The 12,737-nt window shown below is 65.0% G+C and carries 10 protein-coding genes; 5 read left to right on the plus strand and 5 right to left on the minus strand.

The genetic code is table 11. From position 1 onward, the window contains the following. Window positions 1-17 precede the first annotated feature (17 nt). Together LOY42_RS00575 and LOY42_RS00580 are read right to left on the minus strand one after the other, a co-directional pair. On the minus strand, window positions 18-1,403 hold the full coding sequence (locus tag LOY42_RS00575) for a VOC family protein (RefSeq protein WP_258599672.1): 1,386 nt from the start codon (window positions 1,401-1,403) through the stop codon (window positions 18-20). 240 nt (window positions 1,404-1,643) lie between these two features. Beyond that, entirely contained in the window at window positions 1,644-2,534 is an 891-nt protein-coding gene (locus LOY42_RS00580; RefSeq protein WP_258599673.1) for a LysR family transcriptional regulator, read from the minus strand. 136 nt (window positions 2,535-2,670) lie between these two features. Here LOY42_RS00580 and LOY42_RS00585 point away from each other — a divergent pair, with 136 nt between their 5' ends. Then, on the plus strand, window positions 2,671-4,161 hold the full coding sequence (locus LOY42_RS00585; protein ID WP_102683042.1) for an aldehyde dehydrogenase family protein: 1,491 nt from the start codon (window positions 2,671-2,673) through the stop codon (window positions 4,159-4,161). 128 nt (window positions 4,162-4,289) lie between these two features. Further along, window positions 4,290-5,576 carry an FAD-binding oxidoreductase gene (locus LOY42_RS00590; RefSeq protein ID WP_139674559.1) on the plus strand — a complete coding sequence of 429 codons (1,287 nt, stop codon included), beginning with the start codon at window positions 4,290-4,292 and terminating at the stop codon, window positions 5,574-5,576. Window positions 5,577-5,699: 123 nt separating this feature from the next. Here LOY42_RS00590 and LOY42_RS00595 read toward each other — a convergent pair whose 3' ends face one another. After that, the gene (locus LOY42_RS00595) at window positions 5,700-7,127 is read right to left on the minus strand and encodes a mechanosensitive ion channel domain-containing protein (RefSeq protein WP_139674557.1); all 1,428 of its coding nucleotides are present in this window, start codon (window positions 7,125-7,127) and stop codon (window positions 5,700-5,702) included. 273 nt (window positions 7,128-7,400) lie between these two features. Here LOY42_RS00595 and ycaC point away from each other — a divergent pair, with 273 nt between their 5' ends. The 3 genes from ycaC to LOY42_RS00610 all read left to right on the plus strand — a co-directional run bounded on the left by ycaC (window position 7,401) and on the right by LOY42_RS00610 (window position 10,752). Next, window positions 7,401-8,030 carry an isochorismate family cysteine hydrolase YcaC gene (gene ycaC, locus LOY42_RS00600; protein WP_046853656.1) on the plus strand — a complete coding sequence of 210 codons (630 nt, stop codon included), beginning with the start codon at window positions 7,401-7,403 and terminating at the stop codon, window positions 8,028-8,030. Between the two features lie 118 nt (window positions 8,031-8,148). Next, complete coding sequence (locus tag LOY42_RS00605; RefSeq protein WP_102683046.1) at window positions 8,149-8,715, plus strand: antibiotic biosynthesis monooxygenase; 567 nt, start codon at window positions 8,149-8,151, stop codon at window positions 8,713-8,715. A 66-nt stretch (window positions 8,716-8,781) separates the two neighbouring features. Then, window positions 8,782-10,752 (plus strand): amidohydrolase, encoded by a 1,971-nt coding sequence (locus tag LOY42_RS00610; RefSeq protein ID WP_258599674.1) that lies wholly within the window; start codon window positions 8,782-8,784, stop codon window positions 10,750-10,752. A 69-nt stretch (window positions 10,753-10,821) separates the two neighbouring features. On the opposite strand, the gene LOY42_RS00615 is transcribed toward LOY42_RS00610, so the two are convergent. After that, complete coding sequence (locus LOY42_RS00615; protein ID WP_102683047.1) at window positions 10,822-11,733, minus strand: LysR substrate-binding domain-containing protein; 912 nt, start codon at window positions 11,731-11,733, stop codon at window positions 10,822-10,824. Window positions 11,734-11,822: 89 nt separating this feature from the next. Beyond that, window positions 11,823-12,107 carry a DUF6124 family protein gene (locus LOY42_RS00620; RefSeq protein WP_258599675.1) on the minus strand — a complete coding sequence of 95 codons (285 nt, stop codon included), beginning with the start codon at window positions 12,105-12,107 and terminating at the stop codon, window positions 11,823-11,825. Between the last annotated feature and the right edge of the window lie 630 nt (window positions 12,108-12,737).

A 12,737-nucleotide genomic window follows, 5' to 3' on the forward strand; every position in this document is an offset into this window, starting at 1 on the left:
CCCGGCTTTGCGAAGCCCTACATCGCGCTCAGACCCAACGCCTGCGCACACGCCTGCAACGAGCGCCGCTCGCTCTGCGCATACAGCGCCAGCTCATCCTGCACCTTCAGCCCCAGCGCCTGCTCGAAGGCTTCGCGGTTGGCGTTGCTGCCATAGTCGGCCTGCCCCTCGTCTCCCAGATTGGACTGGAAAATCCCCGCCGCACTCACCGGCAGGAAGTCCTCGTACACCAGCGCCTCGTAATGCACATGCCCGGCGTCGATCAGCCCTTCCAGGGTGGTAGGTCGGCCAGGCTGCCCACGCGCCGCCAGTCCCTTGTCGGTGGCGAAATAGCGGAAGTAGGCCAGCCCTTGTTCGCGCATCTGCCCCAGGTCGTCCGGAAATTCGGCGAAATGCTCGGCGAGCAGGCTCATGTAGTGTTCTGCGTTGGCCTCGGCGGGCACGCCTCCCAGGGCCGCGCGGGTCGCGTCCAGCAGGCGGTCGTACAGCTGGCGCCCTTTGGGCGTCAGCGCTGCGCCGCGTTGTTCGATCTCGCCGAAGCGCGCCGTGTGACTGCCCTGGGCATCGCTGAAAGCGACCTTTTCCTGCAGGGCCTTGAAGCTGGTCTGGCGTAGCAGGATCGGCTGGCGGCGGGTGGGTGGCCCTTCGACCACGGCCTTGGGTGGAATGCCCTTGGCCGGCATGCCGAGCTGGATGGCGTCGATGTCCAGGGTGCGCGGTGTCAGGTGGTTGATGTGGGGGCCTTTGAACGCCACCACGTCAGCGATCAGGCGGTGCTGGTCGTGCAGTTGCTGGTACTGGTCGGCGGTAACGGTGGCGTCCTGGTGCCAGCGGAAGGTGTGCAGCGCTTCCTGGACGAAGGCCTCGGCATCGCTCGCGTTCAGGCCACCATCGCGTTCGCATTGGGCGATCAGTTCCAGTACACGGGCAGTGAAGATCTGCCGCTTGTCGAGAATGCCCTGGGCCAGTGTGCGCAGTTGCGGGCTGTCGATCAGTTCCAGGCGCAGCAGCGAAGTGAACACGCGGAACGGGCTGACATGCAGCGACTGCTCGTGCACGGCACGAAACGCAGTGGAATGCACCGGTACGCCGGCCGAGCTCAGGTCGTAATAGCCGACCGGCGCCATGCCCATGACCGCGAACAGGCGGGCGATGGTGGCGAGCTCCTCGGCGGTGCCCACGCGGATGGCGCCATGGCGCTCCTGGTCGAGACGTTCGATCTCGCCGGTCCAGCGCAGGGCCTCGGCCACCTTGGGCTGCGCGGCCATGACCTGCCGATTGGTTTCGCTCACCAGTTCAAGCAGCGTGCCATACAGGGGGACTTCCTGCTTGTACATGAGCGACATGGCGGCAGAGAACTGCGCACGGATGCTGTCGGGGCTGACGAAATCGTGGGCGGGCATCGCAAGCTTCCTGGGTGAGTGGAGGACACTTACATGAAAGCTGGGAATGGAGATGCCATACAAGCGAAAAAAAGTGCGGGTTTCATTCCATTTTTGATCGATCTTGACGGCCCTATCGCGGGGAAACCCGGTCCTGGGGGAGCAACTGTGTTGTGTTGTTTGTGAGGGTCTCATCGCTGGCAAGCCAGCTCCCACAGGGACGGCGCTTGGCTGGAGGGCCGCAACGCGGCCCCGGCGATCTCAAGCCTGCAGTTGTTCGCGCACCCACTCCACCAACGCCCGCACCTTCGGCACCTCCGCCGCATGTTCGGCATACGCCAGGTAATGCGCGCCATTGCTTTTCATCGCATGCTCCCAGGCCAGCACCAGGCTGCCCTCAGCCAGCTCTTTGGCCACCAGGTAACTGGGCACCAACGCCACCCCGCATCCGGCCTGCGCCGCGCTCAAGGCCATGTAGAAGGTGTCGAAGCGCGGCCCATGGTAGCTGTTGTCGGTATGCAGCCCCTGCTCCAGGAACCATTCGTGCCACGCCTGCGGTCGCGAGGTGCTCTGCAGCAGCACCAGCTCCGCCACCGCGCCGGCGTCAGGCAGCGTGCGCCCTTGCAACAACTCCGGCGCGCACACCGGCACCACCTCTTCGCCGAACAGCTCGATACAGGTCGCCCCGGGCCAGGTGCCCTGGCCATAGAAGAACACCACGTCGGCCGAGCCCTGCAGCAAGGCGAACGGTTCCATCTCGTTGCGGATGTCCAGGTGCAGGTTCGGGTGGCGCTTGCCGAAGCCCTTGAGGTGCGGGATCAGCCAGCGCACGCCGAAACTCGGTTGAGTGGCTACCTTCAATACTTCGGTCTGCGAGCCGTAGCTCAGGACATAGCGGCTGGACATGTCCACCTGGGTAAGGATCTTGTTCACCTCGGCCAGGTACAGGCTGCCGGCCGGCGTCAGTTGCAGGCGTCGGCGGATGCGCAGGAACAGGTGATGGCGCAGCATTTCCTCGAGCTGCGCCACTTGCTTGCTTACCGCGCTCTGCGTCAGGTGCAGTTCCTCGGCGGCGCGGGTGAAGCTCAGGTGACGGGCTGCGGCCTCGAAGCACTGCAGGGCGGTCATGGACGGTACCAGGCGTTTGGACATAAGCGGTCTCGGCGGCTGAAATCATTACCTGGTGGAATGATATGCGGAATAAAGGTCGTTTGTTGCACCCGAGTAATCGGATTAATACTGACCCACGACATTTTCAACCCCTTCACCCGATGTAAGGAGAAGCATGATGGTTGCTGGATTGCTCGAGCGCCTGGGCGTTGCCGCCGCGGCCCACACCCAGGGCGATTACCCTGTCCATACCCCGATCGACGGCAGCCAGATCGCCTCGGTGAAGTTGCTCGGCAAGGCCGACACTGTTGCCCGCATCGACCAGGCGCAACAGGCCTTCGAAGCCTGGCGCAGCGTGCCGGCCCCCCGTCGTGGCGAGCTGGTGCGCCTGTTCGGCGAGGTGCTGCGCGAGCACAAGGCTGACCTCGGCGAGCTGGTCTCGATCGAAGCTGGCAAGATCACCCAGGAAGGCCTGGGCGAAGTGCAGGAAATGATCGATATCTGCGACTTCGCCGTCGGCCTGTCGCGCCAGCTGTACGGCCTGACCATCGCCTCCGAGCGCCCGGGCCACCATATGCGTGAAACCTGGCACCCGCTGGGTGTGGTCGGGGTGATCAGCGCCTTCAACTTCCCGGTCGCGGTGTGGGCGTGGAACACCGCGCTGGCGCTGGTGGCGGGTAACGCCGTGGTGTGGAAGCCGTCCGAGAAGACCCCACTCACTGCGTTGGCGTGCCAGGCGCTGTTCGACAAAGCCCTGAAAGCCTTCGGCGACGCCCCGGCAGGTGTGGCGCAACTGGTGATTGGTGGTCGCGACGCCGGCGAAGCCCTGGTCGACGATTCACGCGTGGCGTTGGTCAGTGCCACCGGCAGCACCCGCATGGGCCGCGAAGTGGGCCCGCGTGTAGCGGCGCGTTTCGGCCGCAGCATCCTCGAGCTGGGTGGCAACAACGCCATGATCCTGGCCCCGAGCGCCGACCTCGACCTGGCCGTGCGCGGCATCCTGTTCTCTGCCGTCGGCACCGCCGGCCAGCGCTGCACCACCCTGCGCCGGCTGATCGTGCACCGCTCGATCAAGGACGACGTGGTCGCCCGTGTCAAAGCCGCCTACGGCAAGGTGCGCATCGGTGACCCTCGCAAGGACAACCTGGTCGGCCCGCTGATCGACAAGCAGTCGTTCGATGCCATGCAGGGTGCACTGGCCAAGGCCCGCGACGAAGGCGGGCAGGTATTCGGTGGCGAACGCCAGCTCGCCGAGCAGTACCCGAACGCCTACTACGTGTCGCCGGCCATTGCCGAGATGCCGGCCCAGAGCGAGGTGGTGCGCCACGAGACCTTCGCGCCGATTCTCTACGTGCTGGCCTACGACGACTTCGAAGAGGCCCTGCGCCTGAACAACGAAGTGCCGCAAGGCCTGTCGTCATGCATCTTCACCACCGACCTGCGCGAGGCTGAACGTTTCCAGAGCGCCTCGGGCAGCGACTGCGGCATCGCCAACGTCAACATCGGCACCAGCGGCGCGGAGATCGGCGGGGCTTTCGGTGGCGAGAAGGAAACCGGCGGTGGCCGTGAGTCTGGTTCGGATGCCTGGAAAGGCTACATGCGTCGCCAGACCAATACCGTGAACTACTCTCGCGAACTGCCACTGGCGCAAGGGATCGTGTTCGACTGATGATCGTCGCGGGGGCTTTGCCCCCGTTTCGCCGGCAAGCCGGCTCCCACAGCGACCGCGTCGATCTCTGTGGGAGCCGGCTTGCCGGCGATGGGCCGCAACAAGAATAAAATCTGCTGGAGCCGGTCATGTCCGAACTGCGTCAAGAATGCTTGTGGGAACACATCACCCAGCCGACCGTTGCCGCCCAGGCCCTGGCCGGCGAGCACAAGGCCGATGTCTGCGTGATCGGTGGCGGCATCACCGGCCTGTCTGCAGCGATTCACCTGCTGGAGCAGGGCAAGTCGGTGATCCTGCTGGAGGCCTGGAAGATCGGCCATGGCGGCTCCGGGCGCAACGTCGGCCTGGTCAACGCCGGCACCTGGATCCGCCCCGACGATGTCGAGGCCACCCTCGGGCACAAGCAGGGCGGACGCCTGAACAAGGTGCTCGGCGAGGCGCCGGGCGAAGTGTTCGGCATGATCGAACGATTAGGTATCGACTGCCAGGCCCGCCATCAGGGCACCCTGCACATGGCACACAATGCCACCGGCATCGCCGACCTTGAGGCCCGCCACCAGCAATGGGCCCGGCGCGGCGCCGACGTCGAGCTACTGACCGGCGCGCAATGCCAGGAGTACTGCGGTACCGACAAGATTTCCGCCGCGCTGCTCGACCGCCGCGCGGGTACCATCAACCCCATGGGATATACCCAGGGCCTCGCCGCTGCCGTGAGCCGGCTGGGCGGCAAGCTGTTCCAGCAGTCCGCGGTTGAAGGCCTGGAGCGCGACGGCGATGCCTGGCGGGTGAAAACGGCGCGCGGCGCGGTGCGCGCCGACAAGGTGGTGATCTCTACCGGCGCCTACACCGAAGGCGACTGGAGCAATTTGCAGAAGCACTTTTTCCGCGGCTACTACTACCAGGTCGCTTCCAAGCCGTTGCACGGCGCCGCCGCCGACCAGGTCCTGCCCCATGGGCAGGGTTCGTGGGACACCCGCACCGTGCTCAGCAGCATCCGCCGCGACGAGCAGGGCCGGTTGCTGCTCGGCAGCCTTGGCCGAGTCGACAACAAGCCAGACTGGTTCGTGCGCAGCTGGGCCGACCGCATCCAGAGCCACTACTACCCGGCGTTGGGCAAGGTCGAATGGGAGATGCACTGGACCGGCTGCATCGATTTCACCCCGGACCACCTCATGCGCCTGTTCGAACCCGCGCCGGGGCTGGTGGCGGTGACCGGCTACAACGGCCGCGGCAACACCACCGGCACGGTGATCGGCCGGGCATTCGCCGAGTTCTTGCTCAAGGACGACCCGGACAGCCTGCCGATTCCCTTCTCGCCGATGAAGCCGGTGAGCGCGCCATCGTTGCGCACGGCGTTCTACGAGTCGGGGTTCTCGCTGTATCACGCCGGGCAGTGCCTGCGGGTGGTGCTGTAGTTCCTGTGCCGGCCTCATCGCTGGCAAGTCGCGGCGGCGAACCGCAGCTCCCACAGGCTTTTGCGCGTACCCTGTGGGAGCCGGCTTGCCGGCGATAGGGCCCGTGCGAGCGACGTAGCTCGGTCATTTGTGCAACCAGCTGAGGAAGCCACCCTTCTTCACCACCGCCGGCTTCTGCAACAACAGTGACTCGCGCTTCTGCCGCCGGAACCGCTGCAGTTTGGTCAGTGCCGACTTCACATCGCCGCTCTCGGCCAGGCAACCGCGCACCTGTTCCTTGTCGATGCGATACAGCATGCAGCCACTGAGGGCGCGAAACTCGACAGGCGAGGCCTCGTCATCCACCAGGCCCTCGAGCCCCAGCACCTCGCCAGGCCCCATGCGGCCACCTTCGATAAGCTGCTCGCCGTCGCGCACCGACGCCAGCACCACGCCGCGGCTGATCAGCAGCACATGTTCCGAGCGCTCGCCGATGTCGAGGATCACCTGGTCAGCGAGGTATTCCACCGTGGTCATGCGCTGGCTCAGGGCGTCGCGCTCTTCGTTGCTCAGCGAGCGGAACACCCGCACCTCGTCCAGCAGCTCGCGCTGGCGGCTGCGCACCGGGGCGCCCTGCTCGGAGTTCCAGGTCACGCCGCTGGCTTCAAGGTGGCGGTGGGCCAGGTCGAACAACTGGTTGCGCACTTCGGTCTTGCGCGACATCTCGGCGATGAAACCGCTGGCTTCGTACTCCACTGACTCAAGTGTCGAAGCCTTCACCGTGACCTTGGGCGCCGGCTTGTCCAGCAGGATGCTGGTGCCTTGCAGGCTCTTCTCCAGTGCATCGAACACCCGTTGCGGGCGCACCTTGGCCGGCACCACGACGCTGATCGACACCCCGTGCACTTCGGCCGGGCGGCTGAAGTTGAGGATCTTGGCCTTGGCCGCCACCGAGTTGGGGATCACTGCCAGGCTGCTGTTGCCAGTGATCAGGCGGGTGGCCCGCCAGTCGATATCAACCACCTTGCCCTCGGTACCGTCGATCGAGATCGAGTCGCCGATCTGGTAGGGCCGCGTGGTGTTCAGCACGATGCCCGAGAACACGTCGGCCAGCGTGCTCTGCAACGCAAGGCCGATGACGATGGCCATGACCCCTGAGGTGGCCAGCAGCCCCTTGACCGGCAGTTGCATCACATAGGCCGCCGCAGCCACCACCGCGGCGAGGAAGATCAACGCCCCGAGCACATCCTGCAGCAGGCGCCCGCCGTGGCTGCCGCGGGCCACCAGCAACTGGCCGAACACCACGGTCACCGTGCGCGCGCCGAACAGCCACCAGCCGATCGCCAGCACCGTGGCCATCAGGTTGCGTGACACGTCGTCGGCCCAGGGTGGCGGTTGCAGCGGGCTCATGCCGGCCGTCAGCAACACCGCACTGAACAACAGGAAGATCACCAGCCGTGTGGCGATGCGCCAGACCCTGTGCTGCAGCGGGATCAACTGCCAGAGCAACACGTCGAGGAAGATCAGCAAGGTGCCGAGCAACAGCGGGTACGACTGGATGAACGCCAGCATGGTGGTCTCGGTGCGGGGGAGGGCTGTCCGTAGTAATAGAGCAGCTTGAGGTGCCAGGCAATGGGGGCAACGCCGTCCCTGTGGGAGCCGCGGTTCGCCGCTGCGACTTGCCGGCGATGAGGCCGGTGCAGCCAATGCCGCTTCATCGTTCATAAAACAGAACGCTAAAGCCAAATTTCGCTATCTACCGCTACAAAGGTCCTGGTTTTAATCTTCTCCCATCAACGCGAAACACCCAACCCACTGAAGATCGAAACCCAAGGAGCACCGGCAATGAACAACTTCAAATACAACCGCCTGAACAAAGACGACGCCGCCGTACTGCTGGTCGACCACCAGGCCGGCCTGCTGTCCCTGGTTCGCGACATCGAGCCGGACCGCTTCAAGAACAACGTGCTGGCCCTGGCCGACCTGGCCAAGTACTTCAACCTGCCGACCATCCTCACCACCAGCTTCGAGCAAGGCCCCAACGGCCCGCTGGTGCCGGAGCTCAAAGAGCTGTTCCCGGATGCCCCGTACATTGCCCGCCCCGGCCAGATCAACGCCTGGGACAACGAAGATTTCGTCAAGGCAGTGAAGGCCACTGGCAAGAAGCAGCTGATCATTGCTGGCGTGGTGACCGAAGTGTGCGTGGCCTTCCCGGCCCTGGCGGCCCTTGAAGAAGAGTTCGATGTGTTCGTGGTCACCGACGCCTCCGGCACCTTCAACGAAATGACCCGCGACGCCGCCCACGACCGCATGAGCCAGGCCGGTGCCCAGCTGATGACCTGGTTCGGCGTGGCCTGTGAGCTGCACCGCGACTGGCGCAACGACGTCGAAGGGCTGGCGGCGCTGTTCTCCAACCACATCCCTGATTACCGCAACCTGATCACCAGCTACAACGCCCTGACCGCCGGCAAGTAAGCCGCCGACAGCCTGGCACCCTCGAGGTGCCAGGCAAGGCAGCACACTCATCCAATCCAGCGCTCGTCTGCCGTTACACAGTGGTTACAGGCCAGCTCACCTCCAGGGAATGTCAGCGATGAACACCGCAGCCGAAGGCAACCGCAGCGTCGTCACGCTTGTGATCCAGCACAAGGTCCGTGCCCAGGCGCTGGCGCACTACGAAACCTGGCTCAAGCGTGCCGTGACCACCGCTCGCCAACAGCCCGGTCATCTGGACGTCAATGTCATCCGCCCGGACGACGGCGGCCGCCACTTCACCACCGTGGTGCGCTTCGCCGACGCCGGCCTGCTGCAGGCCTGGGTCAACTCTGCCGAGCGCCAGGCGTTGATCAGTGAAGTGCTGCCATTGTTGGAAGACGGCGATCAGACCCAGGTGCACGATGACCCGGAGTTCTGGTTCACCCCGCCCAGCGTCGGCGCCGCGCAACCGCCGCGCTGGAAGCAGGCTTTGCTGACCTACCTGGTGATCTGCCCGATGACCCTGGTCATTCCGCAATTACTGGCGCCGCTGTTTGCCCGCTATCCGCTGTTGGGTGGCCAGATCACCGGCAACTTGATCACCAACCTGTTCGTCATCCTGCCCGTGGTGTTCTACATCATGCCCTGGGTGACGCGCCGCTGTGCCGGCTGGCTGCGCCGCTGAGCGCCAGCCGTGATCCATTGCTAGCCTTCAACCGCCTGCCGATCACCCATCCGGACGGAAAGCACCATGAGCCAGGACCCTACCGACCAGAGTCGCCGCAAGTTCCTCGCCACCAGCACTGTACTCGGTGCCGCCGGTGCGCTGTGGAGCGCATTGCCGTTCACCGATTCCGCCCATGCCGCCCTTTCAGGAGATCCCATGTCCGCCGACCTCATCTTGTTCAATGGCAAGCTGCACACCGTTGACCGCGAGAAGCCCACCGCCAGTGCCGTTGCCATCAAGGACGGCAAGTTCCTCGCCGTGGGCAGCGACGCCGAAGCCATGGCCCACAAGGGCACCGCCACGCAGATCATCGATCTCAAGCAGCGCACGGTGATTCCGGGCCTGAACGACTCGCACCTGCACCTGATCCGCGGCGGCCTGAACTACAACCTCGAACTGCGCTGGGAAGGTGTGCCATCGCTGGCCGACGCCCTGCGCATGCTCAAGGACCAGGCCGAACGCACGCCGAGCCCGCAGTGGGTGCGCGTGGTCGGCGGCTGGAACGAATTCCAGTTCGCCGAAAAGCGCATGCCCACCTTGCAAGAGATCAACCAGGCCGCGCCGGACACCCCGGTGTTCCTGCTGCACCTGTACGATCGCGCCTTGCTCAACCGCGCCGCGCTCAAGGCCGTGGGCTACACCAAGGACACGCCGAATCCGCCGGGTGGCGAGATCCAGCGTGACAAGTTCGGCAACCCCACCGGCATGCTCATCGCCCGGCCCAATGCCACGATCCTCTACGCCACCCTGGCCAAGGGGCCGAAGCTGCCATTGGAGTACCAGGTCAACTCCACACGTCAGTTCATGCGCGAGCTCAACCGCCTGGGCCTGACCAGCGCCATCGATGCCGGCGGCGGCTACCAGAACTACCCGGACGACTACCAGGTGATCCAGGAGCTGGCCGACAACGACCAGCTGACCGTGCGCATTGCCTACAACCTGTTCACCCAGAAACCCAAGGAAGAGCTCACCGACTTCAAGAACTGGACGCAGAAGGTCAAGCCGGGCGACGGCAGCGACTTCTTCCGCCACAACGGTGCCGGCGAGATGCTGGTGTTCTCCGCCGCCGACTTCGAGGACTTCCTCGAACCGCGCCCGGACCTGCCGCAAACCATGGAGCAGGAGCTGGAACCGGTGGTGCGCCATCTGGTCGAGCAGCGCTGGCCGTTCCGCCTGCACGCCACCTACGACGAGTCGATCTCGCGCATGCTCGACGTGTTCGAGAAGGTCAACCGCGACATTCCGTTCAATGGCCTGCCATGGTTTTTCGACCATGCCGAGACCATCACCCCGCAGAATATCGAGCGGGTGCGGGCGCTGGGCGGGGGCATTGCGATCCAGGACCGCATGGCCTTCCAGGGTGAATACTTCGTCGATCGCTACGGCGCCAAGGCCGCCGAGCACACCCCGCCGATCAAGCGCATGCTCGACATGGGCGTGCCGGTGGGGGCTGGGACTGACGCGACGCGGGTGTCCAGCTACAACCCGTGGACGTCGCTGTACTGGATGGTCAGCGGCAAGACCGTTGGTGGCTTGGAGCTGTACCCGGAGGGCTTGAGCCGCGAGACCGCGCTGCAGCTATTCACCCATGGCAGCGCCTGGTTCTCCAGCGAGCAGGGCAAGAAGGGGCAGATCAAGGTCGGCCAGCTGGCGGACCTGGCGGCATTGTCGCTGGACTTCTTCAGCGTCGATGAAGAGGCGATCAAGGGCATCGAGTCGGTGCTGACCGTTGTCGACGGCAAGGTGGTGTACGGCGCCGCCGAGTTCGACAAGCTGGGCCCGGCGCAGGTGCCGGTGTTGCCCGAGTGGTCGCCGGTGGCCAAGGTGCCGGGGCACTGGCGCGCCGGGGCACTAATGGCGGCGGCGCTGCACCAGTGTGTCGGGCCGTGCGGGGTGCATGCCCACAGCCATGAGAAGGCGCGGCATTCCAGTGTGCCGGTGAGCGATTACCAGGGGTTCTGGGGGGCGCTGGGCTGTTCCTGCTTCGCGTTCTGAGGGTGGCCCGCTCCTGCGCAGGACGTGGGAGCGGCGGTGTGGCGTCCCGATGTGCCACGCGATGGGACGCTACGCCATGTCGCTGAAGGCGAATTCCTCCGCCAGATGATCAATCAACGACCGCACCGACGGCAGCAGTCCGCGCCGCGACGGGAAGATCGCATGTACGATGCCGCATCGCGGATGCCAGTCCGGCAGCATCTCCACCAGGCGTCCCGCCGCCAGGTCCTCGCGCACCGCCACCCTGGGCAGGTGCGCGATCCCCACGCCCGCCACCACGAAGTGTCGCAAGGCAAACAGATCATCGGTGACCATCCGCGGCGTGTGCGGGATCACCAGGCTGCGGCTCATGTCCTCGCCCTGGAACAGCTCCCACTGGTACTCACGCTGGGCGCTGCCCCAATGGACGCTGGGCAGCTCACTGAGCTGCTGCGGGTCGAAGCCTTCGGCAAGCTGTTCGAGAAACGACGGATGCCCGACCAGGCACTGGGTGCTGTTGCTCAGCACCTTCATCACCATGTCGGTGTTCTCCAGCGGCGGGAAGCGCACCCGCAGCGCCACGTCGAAGCCCTCGTGCAGCAGGTCGACGCGGCGGTTGGTGCTCTCGATGAACAGCTCCACCTGCGGGTACTTGAGCATGTAGCGGGTGAGCATCGGACCGACCCAGGAGTTGAGCAGGGTGGTCGGACAGCTGATGCGCACCAGCCCACGCGGCTCGCTGCGGTTGCGCTCGATGATCTCGGCGGCGCCCTCGGCCTCGACGCGCATGGCCAGGCAACGGTTGTAGTAGGCCTGGCCGATCTCGGTCAGCGAGCAATGTCGGCTGGTACGGTGCAGCAGGCGCACGCCGAGGCGCTCCTCGAGGTCGGCGATGCGCCGGCTGAGCTTGGACTTGGGCATGTCCAGCGCCCGCCCGGCCGGGGCAAAGCCACCGTGCTCGACCACCTGGGTGAAGTAGTAGAGGGAGTTGAGGTCTTCCAAGGGGCGATCTCCGCAGCGCGCCGGGGTAGTGGGGCGCAGTCTACCGGGCGGTGATGGCCTTCATCCAACTCCCTTGAAGGCAATGTCGCTCAGGGCGACTCGATACCCTCCAGCATCGCCTCGGTCAGGCCCTCGGCCATCTCGATCCCATGCAGGCTGGCCCACAGCAGGCTCCTGCCGGTTTCATCCATATGGTCCAGCACCTTGTAGCCAACGTTGTAGGCGCTGCGCAGGTACTCGGCGACATGCACCAAGGCGTCGTGGGCGTTGATATTGGGGTTGACCGCAAACAGCGGTGGGTGGCCGGCGTCGCATTTGCCGAAGGCGTGGTGACGGGTGTCGGGAAGGGGTGGGTCGGGGATGATCTTTTTCATTGCAGATTCCTTCTTCAGGTTTGACTGCAACCGTCCGTTTCCACGCAGAGGGCGGCAGTTGTACACGGGGTGGAAATCCGGAAAGAAGGTCACCCGGTAGGCCAGAGGCCTCCCGCATACAACTGCCATTACGGCACCTTCTCAGGACTACCGGGTTTCCACGCCCGATCGCTGAACCGACAGCGACCCAGTCAGCCTAGAGGGCATGATTTCCCCGGACAATCAGAAGGGTATCGACAGACCTTGTAGGGTATTTCCTTAGGCGTAGGTTGCCCAGCGAGAAAATTCTTCAGGAGCTGTGGGAGTTATCTGGTGATATTGAGTGCGCGCGGTTTTCACCGGTGATCTTGAGTAATGGCCACCAGGTGTAAGCCTGTAGGTCTATGGCGCCTATCAGATCGAGCGCCGCCCGCGCGGCGCATCGCTGGCAAGCCAGCTCCCACATCTGTTTCGGGCCAGTGAGTCCTGTGAAGGTACCGCTGCCCGCCTTGGCGCATGTCTTGAGACAGGTGGGGCACCAGTGGTGCTCATGCTGAAACCGCGTCGTGCCCACCAGGCGTACAGCCGTGGCGGCGCAGGCATGACTGGCCCGAAACAGATGTGGGAGCCGGCTTGCCGGCGATGCGCCGC

The sequence above is a fragment of the Pseudomonas sp. B21-023 genome, from assembly GCF_024749165.1.
Classification (GTDB): Bacteria; Pseudomonadota; Gammaproteobacteria; order Pseudomonadales; family Pseudomonadaceae; genus Aquipseudomonas.